The following is a 24,532-nucleotide window of genomic DNA, read 5'->3' on the forward strand; positions in this document are numbered from 1 at the left end:
TGGAGAACCTGTATGGCAAGTTTCGCCCACACCGTCGGCGCCCAGACCTACCGCTTCGACAGCCTCAAGGAGGTCATGGCCAAGGCCAGCCCGGCGCGCTCCGGGGACTTCCTGGCCGGCGTCGCCGCCCTCAACGACGGCGAGCGGGTCGCCGCGCAAATGACCCTGGCGGACATTCCGCTCAAGCACTTCCTCGAAGAGGCGCTGATCCCCTACGAAACCGATGAAGTCACCCGGTTGATCATCGACACCCACGACAAGGCCGCCTTCGCCACCGTCAGCCACCTCACGGTCGGCGGCTTTCGCGACTGGCTGCTCAGCGACGCCGCCGACGAACAGAGCCTGCGTGCCCTGGCACCCGGGCTAACCCCGGAAATGGCCGCTGCCGTGTCGAAGATCATGCGCGTCCAGGACCTGGTGCTGGTGGCGCAGAAGATCCGCGTGGTCACCCGGTTCCGCGGCACCCTGGGCCTGCGCGGGCGCCTGTCGACCCGCCTGCAGCCCAACCACCCGACCGACGAACCGGCGGGTATCGCCGCGAGCATTCTCGACGGCCTGCTCTACGGCAACGGCGACGCCATGATCGGCATCAACCCGGCCACCGACAGCATCGCCTCGATCTGCGCCCTGCTGGAAATGCTCGACGCCATCATCCAGCGTTATGAAATTCCCACCCAGGCCTGCGTGCTGACCCACGTCACCACCTCCATCGAGGCGATCAACCGTGGCGTGCCGCTGGACCTGGTGTTCCAGTCGATCGCCGGCACCGAGGCGGCCAACGCCAGTTTCGGCATCAACCTCAATGTGTTGCAGGAAGGCTACGAGGCCGGCCTGAGCCTCAAGCGCGGCACCCTGGGGCAGAACCTGATGTATTTCGAGACCGGCCAGGGCAGCGCGCTGTCGGCCAACGCCCACTTCGGCGTCGACCAGCAGACCTGCGAAACCCGCGCCTATGCCGTGGCCCGGCACTTCAAGCCGTTCCTGGTGAACACCGTGGTTGGCTTCATCGGCCCGGAGTACCTGTACAACGGCAAGCAGATCATCCGCGCCGGCCTGGAAGACCATTTCTGCGGCAAGCTGCTGGGCGTGCCCATGGGGTGCGACATCTGCTACACCAACCACGCCGAAGCCGACCAGGACGACATGGACACCCTGCTGACCCTGCTGGGCGTGGCCGGGATCAACTTCATCATGGGCATCCCCGGCTCCGACGACATCATGCTCAATTACCAGACCACCTCCTTTCACGACGCGCTCTACGCCCGCCAGACCCTAGGCCTGAAACCGGCGCCGGAGTTCGAGCAGTGGCTGGCGAAAACCGGCATCTTCACCCAGCCCGACGGCAAGGTGCAGTTCGGCCACAACCTGCCGCCGGCCTTCCGCCAGGCACTGGCACAGCTTCAGTAAGGACAGGCTCATGGACAAACATCCGACCGACAGCCAGAACCCCTGGCTGGAGCTGCGCCGCCTGACCCCGGCGCGTATCGCCCTGGGCCGCACCGGCACCAGCCTGCCCACCGGCGCCCAGCTGGACTTCCAGTTCGCCCACGCCCAGGCCCGCGATGCGGTGCACCTGCCCTTCGACCATGCCGGGCTGAGCAGCCAACTGGCCGAACGCGGCCGCGACAGCCTGCTGCTGCACAGCGCCGCCAGCGATCGCCACAGCTACCTGCAACGCCCGGACCTGGGGCGCAAGCTCAGCGACGATTCGGCCCAGGCCCTGCGCGATCACGCATCCGCCAATCCGGGCGGGGTGGATCTGGCGGTGGTCGTGGCGGACGGTTTGTCGGCGCTGGCGGTGCATCGCCATACCCTGCCGTTTCTCGCCCGTTTTGAAGAACAGACCGCGGCCGAAGGCTGGTCGCTGTCGCCGGTAATCCTCGTGGAACAGGGCCGAGTGGCGGTGGCCGACGAAATCGGCGAGCTGCTCGGGGCGAAAATGACCGTGATCCTGATCGGCGAACGCCCGGGCCTCAGTTCACCGGACAGCCTGGGGCTATATTTCACCTACAACCCGAAGGTCGGGCTCACCGATGCCTATCGCAACTGCATTTCCAACGTGCGCCTGGAGGGCCTGAGCTACGGCATGGCGGCCCACCGCCTGCTGTACCTGATGCGCGAGGCCTGCAGGCGGCAGCTCTCGGGGGTCAACCTGAAAGACGAGGCCCAGGTGAACACGCTGGACAGCGACTCGCCCGACACCACCAAGGGCAATTTCCTGCTGGGGCCTGCAAAGCCATGACTTTTCGAGACGATTGCGCTTTTTCCAGGCTTTAGGCAGCATCGAAACACGGCTGCCCGAGTAATGAACCGTTTGCCGTCGTATCCATTCGAAGTTGAGGACAACTCATGCGGATTACTCAAGCGACCCTCGAACACCTGGATCTGTTGACCCCCCTGTTCGTCAAATACCGCGAGTTCTATGGCGCCCTGCCTTTTCCGGACTCGTCCCGGGCCTTCCTGGAAAAGCGCCTGCGCCGCAAGGAATCGGTGATCTACCTGGCCCTGCCCGACGATGACGACAAGAAACTCCTCGGTTTCTGTCAGCTCTACCCCAGCTTTTCCTCCCTGTCCCTGAAGCGCGTGTGGATCCTCAACGACATATACGTCGCCGAAGACGCTCGCCGACAACTGGTGGCCGACAACCTGATCCGCACCGCGAAGAAAATGGCCAAGGACACCCAGGCCGTGCGCATGCGTGTTTCCACCAGCAGTGACAACGAAGTGGCGCAGAAAACCTATGAATCCATCGGTTTTCGCGAAGATACCGAATTCAAGAACTACATATTGCCGATCAGCGAGGACTAAGCCCCCTCTGCAACCGCCCGATCACAACCTTCGACAGTGCCTGGGAAGACGCTGCCGAAGGCCACGATCTTTCGCCTCTGGCCAGCCAGCGCCGTCAAGACATCCCTCGCTACAAACTCAACGCCCATTTCACCTATCAGGTCTTATAATGCCGACCTTTTCGGGGCGTAAGATGAATCTGCGCCAGCTGTAAGTTTTTTGCCCCAGTCATCGCACAGGCCCGCAGAGCCGGGCTGTCACCACAGGTGCCCCAATGGATTTCAACCCGATCGACCTCATCCTCCATCTCGACGTTTACCTCGACATGTTGGTGACCAACTACGGGCCATGGATCTACGCCATCCTGTTCCTGGTGATTTTCTGCGAGACCGGCCTGGTGGTGACGCCGTTCCTGCCTGGCGACTCCCTGCTGTTCATCGCCGGCGCGGTCGCCGCCGGTGGCGCCATGGACCCGGTGCTGCTCGGCGGCCTGCTAATGCTGGCGGCGATCCTCGGCGACAGCACCAACTACATCATCGGGCGAACGGTGGGCGAACGACTGTTCAGCAACCCGAACTCGAAGATCTTCCGCCGCGACTACCTGCAAAAGACCCACGACTTCTACGACCGACACGGCGGCAAAACCGTGACCCTGGCGCGTTTCCTGCCAATCATCCGTACCTTCGCACCCTTCGTCGCCGGCGTGGCCAAGATGCCGTACCCGCGCTTCTTCGCCTTCAGCGTGGCCGGCACCATCCTGTGGGTCGGCGGCCTGGTGACCCTGGGCTACTTCTTCGGCAACGTGCCGTTCATCAAGAAAAACCTGTCGCTGCTGGTGGTGGGGATCATCCTGCTGTCGCTGGTGCCGATGATCATCGGCGTGGTGCGCAGCCGCCTGGGCCGCTCGGCGGCAAAGGCTGAAAGCCACTGATCGCTATGTGGCCCCTCAGTGCCTGGCGCCGCCGGCGTCGGCTGGCCAAGCACCCGGTTGCCGATGAAATGTGGCAACGGGTGCGCCAGCACCTGCCCTTTCTCGACGGCCTGAGCGATGCCGAGGATCAATGGTTGCGGGAAACCAGCGTCCTGTTTCTCGACGACAAGCACCTGAGCGCCCTGCCCGGGGTCGAGCTGCACCAGTTCGAACGCCTGCTGCTGGCCGCCCAGGCCCAGTTGCCGCTATTGCACCTGGGGGATTTGAACTGGTACCAGGGCTTCCACGAAATCGTCCTCTACCCCGACGACTTCCTCAGCCCCCAGCGCCATCGCGATGCCAGTGGCGTCGAACATGAATGGGACGGCGAACACAGCGGTGAAGCCTGGCAACAGGGCCCGATCATCCTGGCCTGGCCCGGCGTACTCGCCAGCGGCGGCTGGGAAGCCTACAACCTGGTGATCCACGAGCTGGCGCACAAGCTGGACATGCTCAACGGCGACGCCAACGGCCTGCCGCCGCTGCACAGCGACATGCGCATCAGTGACTGGGCGCAGGTGATGCAGGCGGCCTACGACGACCTCAACCGCCAGCTCGACCACAACCCGGACGCCGAAACCGCCATCGACCCTTACGCCGCGGAAAACCCCGCGGAATTCTTCGCCGTCACCAGCGAGTACTTCTTCAGCGCCCCGGATCTGCTGCACGAGGCCTATCCGAAGGTCTACCAGCAACTGCAGCTGTTTTACCGGCAGAATCCCCTGGCCCGGCTCCAGCAATTGCAGGCCAGCGACCCGCACTACCAGCAACACTGAGGCGCCCTGCCGGAACGCGCCCGCTGGCGAAATAATCGTCGATCCTGATGGGTGTCTCTGAACTAAACAGGCTGCGGCGACTCTTCTTTTCGCAAGCAATCGAGCGTCGACCGACGGCTCCTGCATAGGGTTCGCGGCGTTTGGCCCAAGGCGTCCATACGTCCTTCGGTACGTGGCATAGCCCTTGGAATATGCCTATAATCGCCGCCACTTTTTGGTCAATCCGGCCAAGACATTTTGGTCAACTAACGGGGGCATCGCCCAATGAGCTACAGCAAGATTCCGGCTGGCAAAGACCTGCCGAACGACATCTACGTCGCAATCGAGATTCCGGCCAACCACGCGCCGATCAAATACGAAATCGACAAAGACAGCGATTGCCTGTTCGTTGACCGTTTCATGGCCACCCCGATGTTCTACCCGGCCAACTACGGCTACATCCCGAACACCCTGGCCGACGACGGCGACCCCCTCGACGTGCTGGTCGTGACCCCTTACCCGGTGGCTCCAGGCTCGGTCATCCGCGCCCGTCCGGTCGGCATCCTGAACATGACCGACGACGGCGGCGGCGATGCCAAAGTCATCGCAGTACCACACGACAAGCTGTCCCAGCTGTATGTCGACGTGAAGGAATACACCGACCTGCCGCCGCTGCTGATTCAGCAGATCGAGCACTTCTTCGCGAACTACAAAGATCTCGAAAAAGGCAAATGGGTGAAGATCGAAGGCTGGGACGGCGCCGACGCCGCCCGCGCCGCGATCACGAAGTCGGTTGCCGCCTACAAAGGCTAAGCAGCTGCAAGCTTCCAGCACCAAGCTTCAAGAAAAAGCCCCGCTGACCCGGGGCTTTTTTGTGCCTGTCGAATGCCCGCCCCGTAGGAGCGAGGCTTGCCCGCGATCTCCCTAGAACAACACTCCATCCCCCGCCAATCACACCCTCCGATACAAAACGCCTCTGCTTTTCACCCTCGTCACAGGCTCCGGCTAACGCTTTGCGCTGGGAATTCTCTTCGAATATCAGTATGCTGCGCCCCACCTTTGCGCATCGACCTGTTCAACCGGTCAGATCCGCCCGACGCGGCAGATGATTTTCTCGCCAAGTCCCACAGCCAGCCGCAAGAGCTGGGTGTACGTTTTGCAGGCTGGTGCGGTTTACCAAAAATGAACCAAGCCAGTCCCCGAGAAGCCGGCCACAAGCCGGCTTTTTAATGCCTGGAAAACCCTGTTCAATGCGTAACCCGATGGGACCGGACAGGTCATCGGCAGCCGTTTCTACCCCGGCAAAAGTAAGGTTCTTCGCTTTCTATTGAGCGACTTTTCCTAGAAACTCCCACCCGCTTGCGCCTGTGAAACCCGCTGTCTAGGCTCGGCCTGTCACTGCTTATTCAGTGATCGGGTTTAGCAGCTCGAAACATCACATTGGGCGCATCGATGTCACCGGTCGGTAAGTTTTTTATTCTGCCTGTAATGGTGGCTGTGCGCAGGGCATCTTCGGATGCGCCGGTTTTCCAATGTGACCGGCCTGCTAACCTGCGTACAGCTGCCACCCCATCGTTTAGCAGCGACATTTGGCAGCTCCACTCACGTTGGAGATGCACCATGAAAAAGCTTGTCCCCGATCCGCCCCTGCCCGGGCAATTCAGCCCCCCCGAACACGATCTCGCCACCCAGCGCATCCGCCTGGCCCTGGCCGCGAATACAGCTGAAACCTCAATCCTCGGCAACCTGAAAGCCACCGCCCCGGCAGCCGTGGGCCGTGACGCCCTGTTCAGCGTCCGCCCCGGCGTCAGCGCCGAAGAGGCCTTGGTGCATGTGTCGCTGCTACTGGATTGCGCGGTACAGGTCAGCGACGAGATCAGCGAACGCGCCAGCGGTGTGGAGCGCGGGCTGATCTGGTCGATGATCCACTCGGTGGAGATGGCCAATGCCGTAGTGAGCGCGTTGCTCGACACTAACCGGCCGGCCGAGGCTGGCGCGGGGCGTTAAAAATCGGCGAACGCTGGAACGGGGCGAAGCTCATTCGCCCCGTGCTCCATGAATTCCCGCCAGGCGCTGGACAGGGCCACCCACTCCGACATTGGCTGCGCGGCCTGGCCATCAATCAAGACGCCCCATGCACCCGCGCCGTCATGTCCAGTCCCAGTGCACGCATCACCGCCAGCAGGGTCTTCAGGGTCGGGTTGCCTTTTTCGCTGAATGAGCGATACAGCTGCTCGCGGGACAGCCCGGTTTCATGGGCCAGCTCAGTCATGCCCTTGGCCCGCGCCACCACACCCAGGGCTTTGGCGATGTAGCCGGCATCGCCGGTTTCGAAGGCGTCCGCCATGAACAGGGCGATGGCTTGCGGGTCGCGCAAGGCCGTGGCGGGGTCATAGTCGAATAGCGGTTCGTTCATGATCGGCTCCAACGACGGGCCAGGTATTTGGCCAGTTCGATATCGCGGCTCTGGCGACTCTTGTCGCCGCCGCACAACAGGATGACGAGTTGCAAGCCGCGCTGCTGGAAGTAAACCCGGTAGCCCGGCCCGTAATGGATGCGCAACTCGCTGACGCCTTCGCCCACCGGGGACACGTCCCCGGCAAGACCGTTGGCCAGGCGAAAAATCCGCGCAGCAATCAACGCCCTGGCTCTGGAATCCTTGAGCCTGTTTTCCCACTCCATAAAGGTCGCGGTCTGTTTGATCTCGATCATCCCGCGACTGTAGTTTGAAGACTACAGCATTTGAAAGCGTATTTGTATTGCAAAGCGCTGCCAACGCACAGGCAGATAGCGATCCGGGCCACAGCGTGTTGAAATCGAGCACTCGGCCATAAACCTGATGTCTCAACGGCTCAATGTCTTAACTCCTGTAAGGACGTCCCCATGAGAAAGCTGTTCCCCCTGCTGCTCCTCGCCGCGGCTTTCCATCAACCCCTCGCGCTCGCTGACTGCGCCAGCTCGCCCAAGCCAGTGGCCGAGGCCTTCTACAACTGGTACCTGCAAAGTTTCAGCAACGAAAAAGACCCGATCACCGATGACCTGTCGCACCTGCAGCAGTACGTCACGCAAACGCTGATCGAACGGATCAAGAAACAGATGAGCAGCCCCGAGGGTCTGGAAGAGGACTACTTTCTCAAGACCCAGGACTACATGGATGAGTGGCTGACCCAGATCAAGGTCAGCGAACCGCAGGTGCAAGGCACCTCGGCGCGTGAGTCGGTGACCCTGGGCAATACGCCGGATACCACGCAGATCGTCGACCTGCTGCTGGTCAAGGACAAAGGCTGCTGGAAGATCAACGAGGTGCTGGCCACCACGGATCAGAGCGAGTGATCCGCGGCGGCCGGCCAGGCAGGATCAGATATCGAGAATGATCTTGCCGAAGTGCTGGTTGCTTTCCTGGTAGCGGAAGGCATCGACCATCGCGTCCAGGGCGAAGTGCTTGTCGAGGATCGGATGCATGCCGTTGGCGTCGATCGCGCGGACCATGTCCTGCTGCTGCCGGCGGCTGCCCACCAGCACGCCTTGCAGACGCAGTTGCTTGACCAGCGCGGTGACGATCGGGAACTCACCGGCAACCCCGGTCAGGATGCCGATCACCGAGATATGGCCACCGACCCGCGCGGCGATCATCGACTGCTCCAGGGTGGAGGGGCCGCCCACTTCGATCACATGGTCGACACCACGGCCGTCAGTGAGCTTCTGTACGGTCTCGCCCCAGGTCGGGTCCTGGCGGTAGTTGATCAGGTGATCGGCGCCGAGGGCTTTCAAGCGTTCCAGCTTGGCATCGCTGGACGAAGTGGCGATCACGGTAGCGCCGAGCATCTTGGCGAATTGCAGGGCGAAGATCGACACACCGCCGGTGCCTTGCACCAGCACGGTATCGCCGGCAGTTACGCGGCCGTCGTCCACCAACGCGCGCCAGGCGGTAAGGCCGGCGGTGGTGAGGGTCGCCGCTTCGGCGTGGCTCCAGCCCTTGGGCGCACGGGTGAAGGCGGTGGCGCGGGCGGTGACGACTTCCCGGGCGTAACCATCCAGGCCATCGCCCGGCACCGTGGCAAAACCTATGACATTGGGCCGGCCGTCCAGCCATTCGGGGAAGAAGGTGCTGACCACCGAGTCGCCGATGGCGAATTCACTGACACCCTCGCCCACCGCTACCACTTCACCGGCGCCATCGGCCATCGGGATGCGCGACTCAGTCGGCCCCCACATGCCACTGACCACCGCGAAGTCGTGGTAGTTGAGGGAGCTGGCGCGCAGGCGCACAGTGATTTCGCCCGCTTGTGGCGCCGCGGCCGGAGCCTCGCCGACCACTACTTTGTCGTAGCCACCACCGGGTTGTACGTAGATTGCTTTCATGAACAGATCCTCCTGGGTTGCCTTTTCATTTCGAAAAATAACGAAATGTTCAAGTAAAAAAACTCAGAGTTCGCGCTTCAGTTGCTCGGCAAAAGCAGCAATGGCCGCTTCGTTACGGCGAAAGTAAGTCCATTTGCCGATACGCGTGGCCTCGACCAGCCCGGCCTGCTGCAGGATCGCCAGATGGCTGGACGTGCTGGACGCCGAAAGCGCGGCCTTGTGCTGCAGGTGAGTCATGCAGATGCCGATTTCTTTCGGCGCGTCATGCCCCTGGGGCGGGAAGTTGCCTTCCGGGTCCTTCAGCCATTCGAGCATCTGCATACGAATGTCGCTGGCCAGGGCTTTGATTTGGTCGATGAGCATGGCGAGGATATTACGGACTTTTACGAAATGTTCAAGATCCGAGCAATATCCTCGCCCGTCCACCTATTACTTGCTCTCGACGATCGGCCCCGGCGCTTTCACCTGGGTCATCAGGTCATCGTCCCACTGCCCTTCCACCTTGATCTGGGCCAGGGCCCCCAGTTCCATGGCCTCGATCAGGTTGTGGCTGAGGTACACGTAGGTACCCGGCTGCTTGAAGGTGTACAGCGCCGCGACCGCGGAGCCGCCGGGGATAAACCAGGTTTCCATGTTGCGTTGCGGCGGGTTGGCGAATTTGCCGGTGGTCCAGACCCAGTCGCCATGGCCGCCAATCAGGTGTGGACGGCTGTCGCGGTTGGCCTGGGAATGGATGAACAGCACGCTTTCACCGACCTTGGAGGTCAGCGCGTTGGCACCGGTCAGGGCGCCGACACGGCCGTTGAACACCACGTGGCTCGGAGTCAGGGTGCGCATGACCGCGCGAGTGTCCTGGTAGCTGGACGCCAGGTCCGGGTAGTCCTTGTAGTGGCCGTCCTTGTCCTTGGGGATATACAGGTCGGATTCGCCTATGGTGTAGACGCGGTCGTAATGCAGGGGCTTGCCCTGAGGATCGCGCAGGCCGTCACGGGGCAGCACCATCAGTGCGCCGTTCATGCCCGACACCATGTGCCACGGCACCATGCCTTGCGGCGCGCAATGGTAGACAAAGGTACCGCTGCGATCAGCCTTGAAACGCAGCACCACTTCCTGCCCCGGCACCACCTGGGTCAGGCCCGCCCCGCCCAGGGCGCCGGTGGCCGCATGAAAGTCGACGTTATGGGGCATGCTGTTGGTCGGCGGATTGACCAGTGTCAGCTCCACATAGTCACCCTCATGCACCACCAGCGTCGGGCCGGGCATGGACCCGTTGAAGGTCATGGCCTGGAGCGTGGTGCCCTGGTCGTCGATGACCATTTTTTTCTCTTCGATACTCATGCGGAACTGCACCACCTTGGGTGGCCCGTTGACCACTTGCTCATGAGGATGAACCAGCGGCGGTGCGACCAGCTCGACCTGCACCCGCTGCAAACCCTCTGCCCCACCGGCCAGGACCAGGCTGCTGGCACAACTGCCAAGCAGCACCCAGGCCCCCAATACACTTCGAAAAACACTCATTGCAGCTTCTCCTTGCCAATCAACGATGGGGCATTGCAAGGCAAGTGCGCGCAACTTTCCTTGTCGTAAAGCAAGAAATGGCGACAGAAGGTCGACCCGCGCAACCGGCCCCTGACCCAGGGCAGAAAATCGCCCTGCCGAGCCGTTCGGCAACCCCCTCTCATTTGCCCCAAAACCCCATGTCTGCTAGTGTCGCGCCGGTTTAACGTCAACCGGGATAGCCGCCATGGCCCGCAAAAAAGCTGCCTTAGATTTCGAACAATCCCTCGCCGACCTGCAAACGCTGGTCGAGCGTCTGGAGAACGGCGAGCTGTCGCTGGAAGACTCGTTGACCGCCTTCGAGCAAGGCATCGGCCTGACCCGCGATTGCCAGGCGGCGCTGGCCCAGGCCGAGCAGAAGGTGCAGATCCTGCTGGAGCGCGATGGCGAGCTGGCCGAAGAACCCTTCGACGCGGAACAACCAGAATGATCGCGGCCTATCAGGCCAGCAGCCAGGCCCGGGTCAATGCTGCACTGGAAACCCTGTTCCACGCGCCAAGCCCGGAGCTGGCCCGTCTTTACCAGGCCATGCGCTACAGCGTGATGAACGGCGGCAAGCGCGTGCGTCCGCTGCTGGCCTACGCCGCCTGCGAAGCCCTCGGTGCACGGCCGGAACAGGCCAACGGCGCGGCCTGCGCGGTGGAGCTGATCCACGCCTATTCCCTGGTGCACGACGATCTGCCAGCCATGGACGACGACGACCTGCGTCGCGGCCAGCCAACTACCCATAAAGCCTTCGATGAAGCCTGCGCGATTCTCGCCGGCGACGGTTTGCAGAGCCTGGCCTTCAGCGCCCTGCTCGACCCGCGCCTGAGCGATTCGAGTGCCGAGATCCGCCTGCAGATGGTCAGCGCCCTGGCGCTGGCCGCGGGCCCCGCAGGCATGGTCGGCGGCCAGGCCATCGACCTCGGTTCGGTGGGCCTCAAGCTCGACCAGAAAGCCCTGGAGTACATGCACCGGCACAAGACCGGCGCGCTGATCGAGGCCAGCGTCAAGCTCGGCGCCCTGGCCAGCGGCCGGGCCGAAAAAGACGAGCTCAAGTCCCTGCAGACCTACGCCCAGGCCATCGGCCTGGCGTTCCAGGTGCAGGACGACATTCTCGACGTGGAAAGCGATACCGCGACCCTCGGCAAACGCCAGGGTGCCGACATTGCCCGGGACAAACCGACCTACCCGGCCCTGCTCGGCCTGGAAGCGGCCAAGGCCTATGCCCTGGAACTGCGCGATCAGGCCCTGCACGCACTGCGACCCTTTGACGCGGGCGCCGAGCCCCTGCGGGAGCTGGCGCGTTATATCGTCGAACGACGCAGTTGATCGACCCCGGCGCGGCAGACCGCATATCGGCCAAGTTCCGCGCTCTGCGTGGGCAGCTTGCGATGCATAAGGTAAACTGCCGCCTCTTTTATACCTATAACGATTCGCCTGATGCCCACGACGTTTCATGAGATTCCCCGCAAGCGCCCGACCACGCCCCTGCTCGACCGTGCCAACACGCCGGACGGCCTGCGCCGGTTAGGCGAAGCCGAGCTGGAAACCCTGGCCGATGAGTTGCGCCTGGAATTGCTCTATACGGTCGGCCAGACCGGTGGGCATTTCGGTGCCGGCCTGGGCGTCATCGAGCTGACCATCGCGCTGCATTACGTCTTCGACACGCCGGACGACCGCCTGGTGTGGGACGTGGGTCATCAGGCTTATCCGCACAAGATCCTCACCGGTCGCCGCGAGCGCATGGCCAGCCTGCGCCAGAAGGACGGCCTGGCCGCCTTCCCGCGGCGCTCCGAGAGCGAGTACGACACCTTTGGCGTCGGCCACTCCAGCACCTCGATCAGCGCGGCGCTGGGCATGGCCATTGCCGCACGCCTGCAGAACAGCGAGCGCAAGGCCATCGCGGTGATCGGCGACGGCGCCCTGACCGCGGGCATGGCCTTCGAAGCGCTGAACCACGCGCCGGAAGTGGACGCCAACATGCTGGTGATCCTCAACGACAACGACATGTCGATCTCGCGCAACGTCGGCGGCCTGTCCAATTACCTGGCCAAGATTCTTTCCAGCCGCACCTACGCCAGCATGCGCGAAGGCAGCAAGAAGGTACTGTCGCGCCTGCCCGGCGCCTGGGAAATCGCCCGTCGCACCGAAGAATACGCAAAAGGCATGCTGGTTCCCGGCACCCTGTTCGAAGAACTGGGCTGGAACTACATCGGCCCGATCGACGGCCACGACCTGCCGACCCTGATCGCCACCCTGCGCAACATGCGCGACCTCAAGGGCCCGCAGTTCCTGCACGTGGTGACCAAAAAGGGCAAAGGTTTCGCCCCGGCGGAAGTCGACCCGATCGGCTACCACGCCATCACCAAGCTCGACCCCCTGGACAGCCCCGCCGCCGCGCCGAAAAAGGCCGGCGGGCCGAAGTACTCCGGAGTATTCGGCGAATGGCTGTGCGACATGGCCGCCGCCGACCCGCGCCTGGTGGGCATTACCCCGGCGATGAAGGAAGGCTCGGACCTGGTGGCCTTCAGCGAGCGCTTCCCGCTGCGCTACTTCGACGTGGCGATTGCCGAGCAGCACGCCGTGACCCTGGCGGCCGGCATGGCCTGCGAAGGCGCCAAGCCGGTGGTGGCGATCTATTCGACCTTCCTGCAGCGCGGTTACGACCAGCTGGTGCATGACGTAGCGGTGCAGAACCTCGACGTGCTGTTCGCCATCGACCGTGCCGGCCTGGTGGGCGAAGACGGCCCGACCCACGCCGGCAGCTTCGACCTGTCGTTCCTGCGCTGCATCCCCGGCATGCTGGTGATGACCCCGAGCGACGAGAACGAGCTGCGCAAGATGCTCAGCACCGGCCACCTGTACAACGGCCCGGCCGCCGTGCGTTATCCACGCGGTACCGGCCCGAACGCCACCATCGAAAAGGACCTGCAGCCGATCGAGATCGGCAAGGGCGTGGTCCGTCGCCAGGGCAGCAAGGTCGCCCTGCTGGTGTTCGGCGTGCAACTGGCCGAGGCGCTGAAAGTCGCCGACAAGCTGGATGCCACTGTGGTCGACATGCGTTTCGTCAAGCCGCTGGATGAAGCCCTGGTATGCGAAATCGCCGCCAGCCACGAACTGCTGGTGACTATCGAAGAGAACGCCATCATGGGCGGCGCCGGTGGCGCGGTCGGCGAGTTCCTGGCGCGCGAAGCGATCCTCAAGCCGATCCTGCACCTGGGCCTGCCGGACCTCTATGTCGAACACGCCAAGCCGGCGCAGATGCTGGCCGAATGCGGCCTGGACGAAGCCGGTATCGAAGCCGCCGTACGGGCACGCCTGCAACGGCTCGGCCTGTAATCTGTAGCCGCTGCCGAAGGCTGCGATCGCCCCCGAAAGGGGGCGTTGCTTTTGAGGTCGCACGGTTTTTCCTTGCATGCTCCATTCGCTATAGATTGCCGATGAAAGCCTCGCACCTCACCCTGACCCTTTGCCTGCTGCCCACCGGCCAACTGCTGGCCGACAATCTCGACCGCGAACAGGCCCTCAAGCTGCCGGACACGCTGATCAGCGCCAACCGCCAGGTAGAGGCCCGCAACGACAGCAGCGCCGCCAACACCGTATTCACCCGCGACGACATCGACCGCCTGCAACCCTCCAGCGCCACCGACCTGCTGCAACGGGTGCCTGGCGCGCAAGTGGCGCAAAGTGGCGGCCGGGGCAGCGTGCCGGGGATCTATATCCGCGGCACTTCGTCGGCGCAGACCCTGGTGCTGGTGGACGGCCAGCGCATCGGCAGTTCGAGCTCCGGCGACAGCAATCTGCAGCATCTGAATATCCAGCAGATCGAGCGGGTGGAAGTGCTGCGCGGCTCCCGCTCAGTGATCTACGGCAGCGACGCCATCGGCGGGGTGATCCAGATCTTCACCCGACGCAGCGCCGAGCAGGGCCTGCAACCCCGCCTGCACCTGGGGGTCGGCAGCCACCAGAGCTGGGAGCGCAGCATTGGCCTGTCCGGCGGCGACCAGCAGACCCGCTTCAGCCTGGGCGCCAGCCTCGACGACACGGCCGGGAGCAATCGCACCCATGAGTCCTATGCCAGCGATCGCGACAATGACGCCTACCGCAACCAGTCCCTCAGCCTGAGCCTGAGCCACGCCTTCAACGACGACTGGGAAGCGGGCCTGAACCTGCTGGATAACCGCGGCAAAAGCGAGTTCGACAACCCCTTCGGGCGCTTCGACAGCCGCACCTTCGAGAGCCTCCCGCAGAAGCCCTACAGCGAATTCGCGGTCAGCAGCTTCAGCAGCTATGTCGACGGGCGTATCAACGACGTCTGGAAGTCGCGCCTGGAGCTGGGCCACAGCGAAAACCGCGAGAAGACCTTCGACAAGCTCAGCGACGAACGCACGGTGTTCAACACCTACCGCGACTCGGTCAACTGGCAGAACGACCTGACCCTCGACGAACGCAACAGCCTGATCGTCGGCGGCGACTGGTACCAAGACCGGGTCAACAGCAGTACCGCCTTCGCCGAAGACAGCCGCTGGAACCGCGCAGCCTTTGTCCAGCATCGCTTCAAGGCCGAAAGTTTCTCCACCGAACTGGGCCTGCGCCGCGACCAGAACCAGCAGTTCGGCGGCCAGAACAGCTGGAGCGGCACCCTCACCCTGCCGCTGAACGCCGACAACGATGTCCTACTGACCTATAGCGAAGGCTTCCGCGCCCCGACCTTCAACGATCTGTATTACCCCGACTTCAGCAACCCCGACCTCAAGCCCGAGACCTCGAAAAGCTACGAGTTGCAATGGCGCAGCCAGTTAAGCGAGAGCACTCGCCTGGAGACCTCGCTGTACCGCACCGACCTGGAAGACGCGATTATCTTCGGCAGCAATTCGCGCCCACAGAACGTCGCCTCGGCACGCATCAACGGCTTCGAGGCGACGCTGCAGCAGGAGTTGTTCGGCTGGCAGAGCAATCTGGGGCTGGCGATCATCGATCCCCGCGACCGCGACACCGGCCACACCCTGGCCCGTCGTGCCCGGCGCACCCTGAGCCTGGACCTTGATCGGCAGTTCGACCGCCTGGGCCTCGGCGCCAGCTGGCAGGCGGTGAGCAGCAGCTATGACGACCTGGCCAACCAGCAACGCCTCGGCGGCTATGCCCTGCTGGGCTTGCGCAGCAGTTGGGCGCTGAATCGCGAAGTCCGGCTGGAACTGAAGGTCGACAATCTGCTCGAAAAGTCCTACAGCCGGGTGCTGTACAGCCATGACGGCGCGCAGTACGGGTATCGGGAGCAAGGCCGGGCCTGGATGTTCGGGGTGACCTGGACGCCGGAGCTTTAGTGGCGCCAGTAGCCGCTACTCGGAATCAAGCAACTCACAGAGCTTGGCCGTCGCGGCGATCATCTGCCCGCTCGGCCGCTCCAGGCCTTTATCGCTGATCAGCAACAACCTGCCTTGCGCCACCGCCTTCAGTTGCGGCCAGGCTTTCCAGGCGTCAAGTTGCGCCTGGGTGCTGGCCAGAATCACCTCGGGGTTGCGCTGCAATACTGCCTCGACGCTGACCTGGGGCGCCGGCAGCGGCAGGTCGGCAAACACATTGCGCGCGCCGCACACACTCAAGGCATCACTGATGATTTGCCCGCCGCCCACGGTGTACAACGGCTGGTCCCAGACCTGATAGAACACCGCCAGGGGCGTGCTGCGGGCATAGCGCTGACGCAGGCCGGCCAGTTGCTGCTGCAACTCGCTGGCACGCTCCAGGCCGCGTTGTGGGCGCCCTAGCCGGGCGGCGATGGTTGCAATTTGAGTGGTGAGCTGGTCGAGACTATGGGGTTCGGCCACCAGGGTCGGGATGCCCAGGCGAGCGAGCTGCTCGCGCTGGGCCGGGCCGACGCTGCCGGGCCAGAGCAGAAGCAGATCCGGCCTGAGGCTGAGCAGCCGCTCCATGTCCAGCTGGCCGTAGCGGCCCACCGACGGCAGGTTGTGCAATTGAGGGGGACGCTCGCCGGCGTCGAGCACACCAACCAGCAGGTCGGCGGAATCCAGTTCGACGACGATTTCCGATAGCGAAGGCGCAAGGCTGACCACGCGCTCCACGGCCAGCGCCGGGCCTGCGAGTGCCAGCAGCAGGACTGCCAGCCAGCGGCGCATCAACCGAGCTGACGCGGGATGCGGTAGAGGTAGAACAGCACCGCGGTGGACAGCGCCAGGAGGATCAGCGGCACCGCTTCCAGGCCGACGAACACCGCCAGGGCACCGACCCAGGCTGGCAGGGCCGCCGCCAGAAACGCCGTGCGACGGCGGGCCGCCAACTCGATCCAGGCCGCTGGCTCTTCAGGGGTATCGAGGGCTTTATGGGTGGCGATCAAGGCCCGTTTGTAGCCGCCGAAAAAGCGCAGGCTGACAAACATCGAAGCTACGCCAGCAATGAAAAACGGCATCGCCAGGATCGGCAGCAGCGGCTCGCCCTGGCCAAACACCAGGTTGATCACGAACAGCGGCAGCAACGCCAGCGCCAGGTATTGCCACCAACTGACGGCCAGCCGCCGCCGGACCTGACCGCGGGTCACGCCCGGTCTACCTCGCCCTGGTGCTCGTTGCCCATCATGTGGTCGAGCTTGCTGGCCTTGGTGGCCAGGTAGAGTTTGTTGTGCGGGTTGTGGCCGGTATGCAGCGGCACGCGCTCGGCAACGACTATACCCATCTCGGTCAGGGCCTTGACCTTGCGCGGGTTGTTGGTCATCAGCCGCAGGGATTTCACCCCCAGGTGCTCGAGCATCGGCAGGCACATGGCGTAGTCACGCTGGTCGGCGGCAAAGCCCAGGCGTTCGTTGGCTTCCACGGTGTCGGCGCCGCCATCCTGCAACTCATAGGCGCGGATCTTGTTCAGCAGGCCGATGCCACGGCCTTCCTGACGCAAGTACAGGAGTACGCCACGGCCTTCGCGGGCGATCGCCTGCAGGGCGGCTTCCAGTTGCGAACCGCAGTCGCAGCGCTGGCTGAACAGGGCATCGCCGGTCAGGCATTCGGAGTGCAACCGGCCGAGCACCGGAGCGCCATCGGCAATATCACCCAGGCTGAGCACGACGTGCTCGCGGCCGGTGGCTTCATCGAGAAAACCGTGCATGGTGAATTGCGCAAAAGGGGTGGGCAGCTTGGAAGCGGCGACAAAAACGACGGGCACCGTTGTGCTCCTGATCTGTATGGGACTGGAGATTCGCAGAGGCGGCATTGTAACAGCAGCTTCCGACAGACGCTTAGGCTGAATTATCGGACATAAAGATCGAGAAGTTAGATCAACGGTCTTCAGGCGGACGCCCGGTATCGAACGGATAGGGCTGCTGCCAGCGCTGGAAAATCGGGCGCAAACGGCCGTTTTTCACCAACTCGGCCATCCGTCGATCGAACAGCGCGCGCAGCACCCGGCCCCGTTCATTGTCGGCAAAGCCCAGGTACAGCGGCAGTTCGGCCAAATGGCTGCGCCGGAACTGAGAGCGGTCCCCGGCCTGGGACAGGACAACATCGACCTCGGTCAGAGCATCGATATAGAAGTCGGCGCGACCTTGCTGGAGCATCGGCAAGATACCGACCCGCCGGCGGATTTCATTGAAACGCTGAATATTGGGCAAGTAGTCCTGGTAGCGGTAGCCGCGTACCCAGACCAGGCGGTAGTTGCCGAGCGTGGCCAGGGTCGGCGGCGGGTTCGTCGCCAGGCCCAGGCTGTAGATATGGTCGGTGTCGTAATTCCAGCGCGGATACAGGGCGCCATCGGTCTCGTCCCGATAGGAGCCGACCAGGGCGTCGACTTCACGCCGCTGCACCAGCCCGACCGAGCGGGTGTACGGCACGCTGCGCATGTCGAGCTTCACGCCCTGGGTCTCGAAGACCTCGCGCAGGATATCCCAGGCCATGCCCTGGCCATCGGCCTGGGTGTAGCTGTCCCACTCCTCGCTGGCCACCCGGATTTCGCCGGGAAGCGCCGCCGGCTCGGCGGCCCGGACCAGGCTGGCGGTCAAGACACAGAGCGTTACCAGCAGAACGCGAGCGGCCGGCATGGCTGATTCCTCAGGTAAAGCACCACACCAGCCCCTGCATCGCCAACCAGGCGAAGACACCGGCCAGCACGTCGTCGAGCATGATCCCGATACCACCGTGCACATGCCGGTCGATCCAGCGAATCGGCCAGGGCTTGAGAATGTCGAAGAAGCGGAACATCAGGAAACCCGCCAGCAACCACTGCCAGCCTTCCGGCACCAGCCACAGGGTGATCCACATGCCGACCATTTCGTCCCAGACGATGCCTTCGTGGTCATGCACCCGCAGGTCGTCGGCCACCTTGCCGCACAGCCAGAAGCCGAACAGCATGGTGATGCCGAGCATCAGCCAGTAACCCCAGTCCGGCAGCATCTGCCACAGCGGGATGAACGGTAGCGCCACCAGCGAGCCCCAGGTACCCGGAGCCTTGGGCAAGGTGCCCGAACCGAAGCCGAAGGCCAGAAAATGCCAGGGATTACGCCAGACGGAGGGCGGCACGAACTCTGCCGGAACCTGTTTGGGATGATCTGTCACGGTGTCTCCCGAAAATGTTGATAGCCCCGAGTGCTCGGGGTGATGTCCCGCCCCTCGGCATCCAGCAGCACCACGCCCTGCCCGGCCACGACCCGGCCCAGCACATGCACCGGCCAGCCGGCGGCGAGCAGCGGCGCCAGCTTGGCTTCGGGCAAGGTGAAGAGCAGCACGTAATCGTCACCGCCGCTGAGTGCCGCCGAGCGGGCGCCATTCTCACCGAGAAAGCTCAACAACGCCCGGGACATCGGCAGTTTTTCACTTTCGATCAGCAAGCTGACAGCTGAAGCGGCAGCAATGTGCCCGCAGTCGGCCAGCAGGCCATCGGAGATATCCATGGCTGCGGTAGCCTTGCCGCGCAGCGCCTGGCCCAGGGCCAGTTGCGGTTGCGGCGACCAGTAATGGACCAGCAAAGGCTCGGCGACCGCCGGCTCGGCGCTGCGTTGTCCGAGCACCAGGGGCAAGGCACCGGCACCATTGCCCAGCTCGCCGCCGACACACAGCAGGTCGCCCGGACGGGCACCGCTGCGGGTCAGGGCCTGGCCGGCAGGCACGCGACCGAACACGGTCATGGTCAGGGTCAACGGACCACGGGTGGTGTCGCCGCCTACCAGGCGCACGCCGCAGCTCTGCGCCATGGCGCTCAGGCCGTTGGCATAGGCTTGCAGCCAATCGGCGTCAACCGTCGGCAGAGTCAGGGCAAGGGTGAAGGCGACAGGCGCGGCGCCCATGGCCGCCAGGTCGCTGACCGCCACCGCCAGCGAGCGCTGGCCGAGCAGGAAAGGGTCGCAGGGATCTGCGAAATGCACACCGGCCACCAGGGTGTCGGTGGAGATCGCCAACTGTTCGCCAGGGGGAACAGCCAGCAAGGCGCAGTCGTCGCCAATCCCCAGTGCAACGCCCTCGCCGCCCTGCGCACAAGGCGCGGCAGCGAAGAAGTTACGGATCAGCTCAAACTCGCCCATGGCAGCTGCAAGCGCGGATCAGCGCTTGAATGCCTTCACTTCAGCTTCACGCAGACGCGGGGCCAGCTTGTCGAGTACGCCGTTGACGAACTTGTGGCCGTCGGTGGAACCGAAGACCTTGGCCAGTTCGATACCTTCGTTGATCACAACGCGGTATGGCACATCGACGCGCTTGAGCAGTTCCCAGGTGGACAGGCGCAAAACCGCCAGTTCGACCGGGTCCAGCTCTTCGATGGTGAGGTCCAGGCAAGGAGTGAGAGCGTTGTCGATCTCATTCTTGTTGGCCGGAACGCCGTGCAGGATCTCACGGAAGTAGGCACCGTCGATGTCGGTGAAATCGTTGTCGACCCGGAACTGCGCTTCGATCTCGTTCAGCGAGTGCTTGGCCATGTGCCATTGGTACAGCGCCTGGGTCGCGAGCTGACGGGCTTCGCGACGCTTGGCGCTCTTGGATGGCTTGCCAGCGTCCGCAGGTTTCGGATCGCGCGGGTTGAAACGATCGCTATCGTCGCTAATCACTTGGCCTCCAACTGCGCCAGCAGGCTGACCATTTCCAGAGCGGACAAGGCAGCTTCAGCACCTTTGTTGCCGGCCTTGGTGCCGGAACGTTCGATGGCTTGCTCGATCGAGTCGACGGTCAGCACGCCGAAGGCGACCGGTACGCCAAACTCCATGGACACCTGGGCCAGGCCCTTGGTGCATTCGCCCGCCACGTATTCGAAGTGCGGAGTGCCGCCACGAATGACCGCGCCCAGGGCGATGATCGCCGCGAACTCGCCCTTCTGCGCGACTTTCTGCGCAACCAGCGGAATCTCGAAGGCGCCAGGGGCACGAATCACGGTGATGTCGCTTTCGCTCACGCCGTGACGGACCAGGGCGTCAACGGCGCCGCTGACCAGGCTTTCGACGACGAAGCTGTTGAAACGGCCGACCACCAGGGCATAGCGGCCTTTGGGGGCGATGAAGGTACCTTCGATGGTCTTCAGGGTCATTCGACAAATCTCTTAAAGAGCCGGAGCGCGTTCACTACGCGCTCACTAGTGATATTTGAACCGCGAATTTCAAGCCCGCAACAACCGGCTTTTATTCGGAGGGCACGTATTCTACAACTTCCAGGTCGAAACCGGATATCGCATTAAATTTCATCGGCGCGCTCATCAGGCGCATTTTGCGTACGCCCAGGTCGCGCAGGATCTGCGAACCGGCACCGACGATGCTGTAGGTGGTCGGTTTTTTCGCAGGCACGTGCTCGGCCGTTTCGCGGATATGCGCCAGCAGCACGTCGCCGTCCAGGGGGTGGCCCAGCAACAGCACCACGCCGCTGCCGGCCTCGGCCACCGTGGCCATGGCGGCCCGCAGGCTCCAGCGGCCAGGCTGTTTGACCATCAGCAGGTCGCGCAGCGGATCCATGTTGTGCACGCGAACCAGGGTCGGCTCTTCGGCGCAGATGTTGCCCAGGGTCAGCGCCATGTGCACGTCGCCTTCCACCGAATCACGGTAGGTCACCAGGTTGAACTGGCCCAATTCGCTGTCCAGCGGCTGCTCGGCAATCCGCTGAACGGTACGTTCGTGGATCATCCGGTAGTGAATCAGGTCGGCGATGGTGCCGATCTTGATGTCGTGTTCGGCGGCGAAGGCTTCCAGCTCGGCGCGACGGGACATGGTGCCGTCGTCGTTCATCACTTCGCAGATCACCCCGCTCGGCTCGAAACCGGCCATGCGCGCCAGGTCGCAGGCAGCTTCGGTGTGGCCCGCGCGGGCCAGGGTGCCGCCCGGCTGGGCCATCAGCGGGAAGATGTGGCCCGGGCTGACGATGTCTTCGGCCTTGGCGTCCTTGGCGGCGGCAGCCTGCACCGTGCGTGCGCGGTCGGCGGCGGAGATACCGGTGGTCACGCCGGTAGTGGCCTCGATGGAAACGGTGAACTTGGTACCGAACCCGGAACCGTTGCGCGGCGCCATCAAAGGCAGCTTGAGCAGCTCGCAACGCTCGCGGCTCATCGGCATGCAGATCAGGCCGCGGGCATGCTTGGCCATGAAGTTGATGTGTTCGGCCTTGCAGCACTCGGCGGCCATGATCAGGTCGCCTTCGTTCTCGCGGTCTTCGTCATCCATGAGGATGACCATCTTGCCTTGGCGGATGTCTTCAACCAGTTCTTCGATGCTGTTGAGCGCCACGCGGCACCCCCTTGAGTCAGGATTTGAGGTAGCCGTTAGCGGCCAGAAAACTTTCGGTGATGCCACCGCTCGAAGGCTCCGCGGCCTTGTCGCCCAGCAGCAGGCGCTCCAGGTAACGCGCCAGCAGGTCGACTTCGAGGTTGACCTGCCGACCCGGCCGGTAGTCGGCCATGATGGTTTCGGCCAGCGTGTGCGGGACGATGGTCAGCTCGAACTCGGCGCCATTGACCGCGTTGACCGTCAGGCTGGTGCCGTCGACGGTGATCGAGCCCTTGTGGGCGATGTACTTGGCCAGGTCCTTGGGCGCGCGGATACGGAACTGGATGGCGCGGGCATTTTCCTCCCGGGCCACCACTTCGCCGACGCCGTCGACATGGCCGCTGACCAGGTGACCGCCCAGGCGGGTGGTCGGGGTCAGGGCCTTTTCCAGGTTGACCCGGCTGCCGGCCTTCAACTGATGGAAAGCGGTGCAGTCCAGGGTCTCGCGGCTGACGTCGGCCCAGAAGCCGTCGCCCGGCAGTTCCACCGCGGTCAGGCAGACGCCGTTCACCGCGATGCTGTCGCCCAGCTTCACGTCGCCCAGGTCGAGCTTGCCGGTTTCCACATACACCCGCACATCGCCACCCTTGGGGGTCAATGCACGGATGCTGCCGATGGATTCGATGATGCCTGTAAACATGGAGTCCTCCTCGAGAACAGGGTCGCCGCGTGGCGAAGGCCCGAAATTATACGCTCGCTGCTGGCAGAGGAATGGCAATGACTCGCCAGTCATCGCCTACGGCGCGCATTTCAATGATTTTCAGCTGCGGCGCCTCACTCATCTGCGCCAGCGGCCAGTCGAGCAGCGGCCGGGCCGTAGAGCCGAGGAACTTGCCGGCGACAAAGATCTGGTACTCGTCCACCAAACCCTGCTGGGCGAACGCCCCCGCCAGGCGCGGACCGGCTTCCACCAGCACCTCGTTGACGCCGCGGGCAGCCAGCTCGCCCAGCAGCCGACGCAGGTCCACCTGGCCATCGGCGCCCGGCACGATCAGGCACTCCGGACCATTGGCGTACTGTTCTTCCACCGCGGCGCAGGTGGCGACCAGCGCCGGCCCCGCCTTGAAGAACGGCGCATCGAGCGGCACCCGCAGGCGGCCGTCGATCAACACGCGCAAGGGTGGACGGCTCATGGCCAGGGCGGTCTGTTCCGCATCCAGCCCCAGTTCCTCGGCACGCACCGTCAGCCGGGCATTGTCCGCCAGCACCGTGTCGGCTCCGGTCAACACCACGCTGGCCTGGGCCCGCAGGCGCTGCACCGCGGAGCGCGCGGCGGGGCCGGTGATCCACTGGCTTTCGCCACTGGCCATGGCGGTGCGCCCGTCCAGGCTCATGGCCAGCTTGACCCGCACGAACGGCAAGCCGTGCTCCATGCGCTTGAGGAAACCCTGGTTGAGGGCACGGGCTTGCTGCTCCATCACCCCACTGTGGGTAGCGATGCCGGCCTGGGCCAGGCGCTGCAGGCCACGGCCGGCGACTTCCGGGTTGGGGTCCTGCATCGCCGCCACGACCCGCGCCACGCCGGCATCCACCAGGGCATCGGCGCACGGCGGCGTACGGCCGTGATGGCTGCAGGGTTCGAGGGTCACGTAAGCGGTGGCGCCGCGGGCGTTGGCACCGGCGGCACGCAGGGCATGGACTTCGGCATGGGGCTCGCCGGCCCGCACATGCCAGCCTTCGCCGACGACCTGGCCGTCGCGCACGATCACGCAACCGACCCGGGGGTTGGGGTGAGTGCTGAAGCGGCCTTTTGCGGCCAGCTCCAGGGCGCGCGCCATATAGTGGGCGTCGAGTACCGCCTGTTCGCTGGAGGTGTTCATTCTTTACCCGGCTCACGGGCGAGACGGTCGATCTCTTCGCGGAATTCGTTGAGATCCTGGAACCGTCGGTAGACCGAAGCGAAGCGGATATAGGCCACTTCATCGAGCTTTTGCAGCTCGGCCATCACCAGTTCACCGACGACCAGGGACTTGACCTCGCGCTCGCCGGTGGCGCGCAACTTGTGCTTGATATGCACCAGCGCGGCTTCCAGGCGCTCGACGCTGACCGGACGTTTTTCCAGGGCACGCTGCATGCCAGCGCGGAGTTTTTCTTCGTCGAAGGGCTGGCGGCTGCCGTCAGTCTTGATCAGGCGCGGCAACACCAGTTCGGCGGTTTCGAAAGTGGTGAAACGCTCACCGCAGGCCAGGCATTCACGCCGGCGGCGCACCTGTTCGCCTTCGGCGACCAGACGCGAGTCGATGACCTTGGTGTCGTTGGCACCGCAGAAGGGACAGTGCATGGTGGCAGGCAACAAAAAAAGGGAGGGCCATGGTAGCGCATCCCACTGGCAAGACAAGCCATAGCCTTTACGGTATACAGACCGACTATTATGTTTTGCACATGGAA

Annotated in this window: 29 protein-coding genes; 12 read left to right on the forward strand and 17 right to left on the reverse strand. The window is 63.8% G+C overall.

Translation table 11 applies throughout. The annotated features are described in order from the left end of the window. Positions 1–12 precede the first annotated feature (12 nt). The 7 genes from C4K27_RS27405 (at position 13) to C4K27_RS27435 (ending at position 6,519) form a co-directional block, all read left to right on the forward strand. Complete coding sequence (locus C4K27_RS27405; RefSeq protein ID WP_023969298.1) at positions 13–1,407, forward strand: ethanolamine ammonia-lyase subunit EutB; 1,395 nt, start codon at positions 13–15, stop codon at positions 1,405–1,407. A 10-nt stretch (positions 1,408–1,417) separates the two neighbouring features. Next, positions 1,418–2,242, forward strand: coding sequence for an ethanolamine ammonia-lyase subunit EutC (eutC, locus tag C4K27_RS27410; protein WP_053262807.1), 825 nt, complete (start codon positions 1,418–1,420; stop codon positions 2,240–2,242). A gap of 107 nt (positions 2,243–2,349) precedes the next feature. Next, a complete protein-coding gene (locus C4K27_RS27415) occupies positions 2,350–2,808 on the forward strand; it encodes a GNAT family N-acetyltransferase (protein WP_053262808.1) in 459 nt (152 codons plus the stop codon). 253 nt (positions 2,809–3,061) lie between these two features. Next, entirely contained in the window at positions 3,062–3,718 is a 657-nt protein-coding gene (locus C4K27_RS27420; protein ID WP_007924093.1) for a DedA family protein, read from the forward strand. A 5-nt stretch (positions 3,719–3,723) separates the two neighbouring features. Then, positions 3,724–4,533, forward strand: coding sequence for a M90 family metallopeptidase (locus C4K27_RS27425; protein ID WP_053262809.1), 810 nt, complete (start codon positions 3,724–3,726; stop codon positions 4,531–4,533). Between the two features lie 264 nt (positions 4,534–4,797). Beyond that, positions 4,798–5,325 (forward strand): inorganic diphosphatase, encoded by a 528-nt coding sequence (ppa, locus tag C4K27_RS27430; protein WP_003228599.1) that lies wholly within the window; start codon positions 4,798–4,800, stop codon positions 5,323–5,325. An 807-nt stretch (positions 5,326–6,132) separates the two neighbouring features. Next, positions 6,133–6,519, forward strand: a complete 387-nt coding sequence (locus tag C4K27_RS27435; protein WP_053262810.1) for a DUF6124 family protein — start codon at positions 6,133–6,135, stop codon at positions 6,517–6,519. Between the two features lie 115 nt (positions 6,520–6,634). On the opposite strand, the gene C4K27_RS27440 is transcribed toward C4K27_RS27435, so the two are convergent. After that, positions 6,635–6,928: an addiction module antidote protein gene (locus C4K27_RS27440; protein ID WP_009045810.1), complete on the reverse strand. Its 294-nt coding sequence runs from the start codon at positions 6,926–6,928 to the stop codon at positions 6,635–6,637. Then, on the reverse strand, positions 6,925–7,224 hold the full coding sequence (locus tag C4K27_RS27445; protein WP_007924097.1) for a type II toxin-antitoxin system RelE/ParE family toxin: 300 nt from the start codon (positions 7,222–7,224) through the stop codon (positions 6,925–6,927). Before C4K27_RS27445 ends, C4K27_RS27440 begins: the two co-directional genes overlap by 4 nt. A 171-nt stretch (positions 7,225–7,395) precedes the next feature. Between C4K27_RS27445 and C4K27_RS27450 the strand changes: the two genes are divergently transcribed. Continuing rightward, complete coding sequence (locus C4K27_RS27450; RefSeq protein WP_053262811.1) at positions 7,396–7,845, forward strand: DUF3828 domain-containing protein; 450 nt, start codon at positions 7,396–7,398, stop codon at positions 7,843–7,845. 24 nt (positions 7,846–7,869) lie between these two features. Here the strand turns inward: C4K27_RS27450 and C4K27_RS27455 are convergent, their stop codons facing one another. The 3 genes from C4K27_RS27455 to nirK form a co-directional block, all read right to left on the reverse strand. After that, on the reverse strand, positions 7,870–8,874 hold the full coding sequence (locus C4K27_RS27455; protein WP_053262812.1) for a zinc-dependent alcohol dehydrogenase family protein: 1,005 nt from the start codon (positions 8,872–8,874) through the stop codon (positions 7,870–7,872). A gap of 63 nt (positions 8,875–8,937) precedes the next feature. Then, a complete protein-coding gene (locus C4K27_RS27460; RefSeq protein ID WP_007924100.1) occupies positions 8,938–9,237 on the reverse strand; it encodes an ArsR/SmtB family transcription factor in 300 nt (99 codons plus the stop codon). A gap of 66 nt (positions 9,238–9,303) precedes the next feature. Next, positions 9,304–10,392: a copper-containing nitrite reductase gene (gene nirK / locus C4K27_RS27465; protein WP_053262813.1), complete on the reverse strand. Its 1,089-nt coding sequence runs from the start codon at positions 10,390–10,392 to the stop codon at positions 9,304–9,306. A 226-nt stretch (positions 10,393–10,618) separates the two neighbouring features. On the opposite strand from nirK, the gene C4K27_RS27470 reads away from it, so the two are divergent. From C4K27_RS27470 to C4K27_RS27485, 4 genes are all read left to right on the forward strand, one after another. Next, positions 10,619–10,861: an exodeoxyribonuclease VII small subunit gene (locus C4K27_RS27470; RefSeq protein WP_007924102.1), complete on the forward strand. Its 243-nt coding sequence runs from the start codon at positions 10,619–10,621 to the stop codon at positions 10,859–10,861. Continuing rightward, positions 10,858–11,745: a (2E,6E)-farnesyl diphosphate synthase gene (gene ispA / locus C4K27_RS27475; RefSeq protein WP_053262814.1), complete on the forward strand. Its 888-nt coding sequence runs from the start codon at positions 10,858–10,860 to the stop codon at positions 11,743–11,745. The genes C4K27_RS27470 and ispA overlap by 4 nt, the downstream gene beginning before the upstream one ends. Before the next feature lie 111 nt (positions 11,746–11,856). Further along, on the forward strand, positions 11,857–13,755 hold the full coding sequence (gene dxs, locus C4K27_RS27480; protein ID WP_007924104.1) for a 1-deoxy-D-xylulose-5-phosphate synthase: 1,899 nt from the start codon (positions 11,857–11,859) through the stop codon (positions 13,753–13,755). Between the two features lie 101 nt (positions 13,756–13,856). Beyond that, positions 13,857–15,740 carry a TonB-dependent receptor domain-containing protein gene (locus C4K27_RS27485; RefSeq protein WP_053262815.1) on the forward strand — a complete coding sequence of 628 codons (1,884 nt, stop codon included), beginning with the start codon at positions 13,857–13,859 and terminating at the stop codon, positions 15,738–15,740. A 15-nt stretch (positions 15,741–15,755) separates the two neighbouring features. On the opposite strand, the gene C4K27_RS27490 is transcribed toward C4K27_RS27485, so the two are convergent. The 12 genes from C4K27_RS27490 to nrdR all read right to left on the reverse strand — a co-directional run bounded on the left by C4K27_RS27490 (position 15,756) and on the right by nrdR (position 24,425). Beyond that, the gene (locus C4K27_RS27490) at positions 15,756–16,550 is read right to left on the reverse strand and encodes a cobalamin-binding protein (RefSeq protein ID WP_053262816.1); all 795 of its coding nucleotides are present in this window, start codon (positions 16,548–16,550) and stop codon (positions 15,756–15,758) included. Beyond that, positions 16,550–16,969, reverse strand: coding sequence for a hypothetical protein (locus tag C4K27_RS27495; protein WP_053262817.1), 420 nt, complete (start codon positions 16,967–16,969; stop codon positions 16,550–16,552). The genes C4K27_RS27490 and C4K27_RS27495 overlap by 1 nt, the downstream gene beginning before the upstream one ends. Then, positions 16,966–17,583, reverse strand: a complete 618-nt coding sequence (gene ribA, locus C4K27_RS27500; RefSeq protein ID WP_007924108.1) for a GTP cyclohydrolase II — start codon at positions 17,581–17,583, stop codon at positions 16,966–16,968. The genes C4K27_RS27495 and ribA overlap by 4 nt, the downstream gene beginning before the upstream one ends. Positions 17,584–17,695: 112 nt before the next feature. Further along, positions 17,696–18,454, reverse strand: coding sequence for a substrate-binding periplasmic protein (locus C4K27_RS27505; protein ID WP_053262818.1), 759 nt, complete (start codon positions 18,452–18,454; stop codon positions 17,696–17,698). A gap of 10 nt (positions 18,455–18,464) precedes the next feature. Continuing rightward, positions 18,465–18,968 carry a phosphatidylglycerophosphatase A family protein gene (locus tag C4K27_RS27510; RefSeq protein ID WP_053262819.1) on the reverse strand — a complete coding sequence of 168 codons (504 nt, stop codon included), beginning with the start codon at positions 18,966–18,968 and terminating at the stop codon, positions 18,465–18,467. Continuing rightward, the gene (thiL, locus tag C4K27_RS27515; RefSeq protein ID WP_053262820.1) at positions 18,965–19,930 is read right to left on the reverse strand and encodes a thiamine-phosphate kinase; all 966 of its coding nucleotides are present in this window, start codon (positions 19,928–19,930) and stop codon (positions 18,965–18,967) included. Before thiL ends, C4K27_RS27510 begins: the two co-directional genes overlap by 4 nt. Before the next feature lie 18 nt (positions 19,931–19,948). Continuing rightward, the gene (nusB, locus tag C4K27_RS27520) at positions 19,949–20,449 is read right to left on the reverse strand and encodes a transcription antitermination factor NusB (RefSeq protein WP_007924115.1); all 501 of its coding nucleotides are present in this window, start codon (positions 20,447–20,449) and stop codon (positions 19,949–19,951) included. Next, positions 20,446–20,922: a 6,7-dimethyl-8-ribityllumazine synthase gene (ribH, locus tag C4K27_RS27525; protein ID WP_007924117.1), complete on the reverse strand. Its 477-nt coding sequence runs from the start codon at positions 20,920–20,922 to the stop codon at positions 20,446–20,448. Before ribH ends, nusB begins: the two co-directional genes overlap by 4 nt. 91 nt (positions 20,923–21,013) lie before the next feature. Beyond that, complete coding sequence (gene ribBA / locus C4K27_RS27530; RefSeq protein ID WP_053262821.1) at positions 21,014–22,105, reverse strand: bifunctional 3,4-dihydroxy-2-butanone-4-phosphate synthase/GTP cyclohydrolase II; 1,092 nt, start codon at positions 22,103–22,105, stop codon at positions 21,014–21,016. A 16-nt stretch (positions 22,106–22,121) separates the two neighbouring features. Next, positions 22,122–22,784: a riboflavin synthase gene (locus C4K27_RS27535; protein ID WP_007924128.1), complete on the reverse strand. Its 663-nt coding sequence runs from the start codon at positions 22,782–22,784 to the stop codon at positions 22,122–22,124. Between the two features lie 46 nt (positions 22,785–22,830). Continuing rightward, complete coding sequence (ribD, locus tag C4K27_RS27540) at positions 22,831–23,964, reverse strand: bifunctional diaminohydroxyphosphoribosylaminopyrimidine deaminase/5-amino-6-(5-phosphoribosylamino)uracil reductase RibD (RefSeq protein WP_053262822.1); 1,134 nt, start codon at positions 23,962–23,964, stop codon at positions 22,831–22,833. Next, positions 23,961–24,425, reverse strand: coding sequence for a transcriptional regulator NrdR (gene nrdR / locus C4K27_RS27545; RefSeq protein ID WP_007924133.1), 465 nt, complete (start codon positions 24,423–24,425; stop codon positions 23,961–23,963). The genes ribD and nrdR overlap by 4 nt, the downstream gene beginning before the upstream one ends. Positions 24,426–24,532: the final 107 nt, after the last annotated feature.

This window comes from Pseudomonas chlororaphis subsp. chlororaphis (genome assembly GCF_003945765.1).
GTDB classification, from domain to species: domain Bacteria; phylum Pseudomonadota; class Gammaproteobacteria; order Pseudomonadales; family Pseudomonadaceae; genus Aquipseudomonas; species Aquipseudomonas chlororaphis.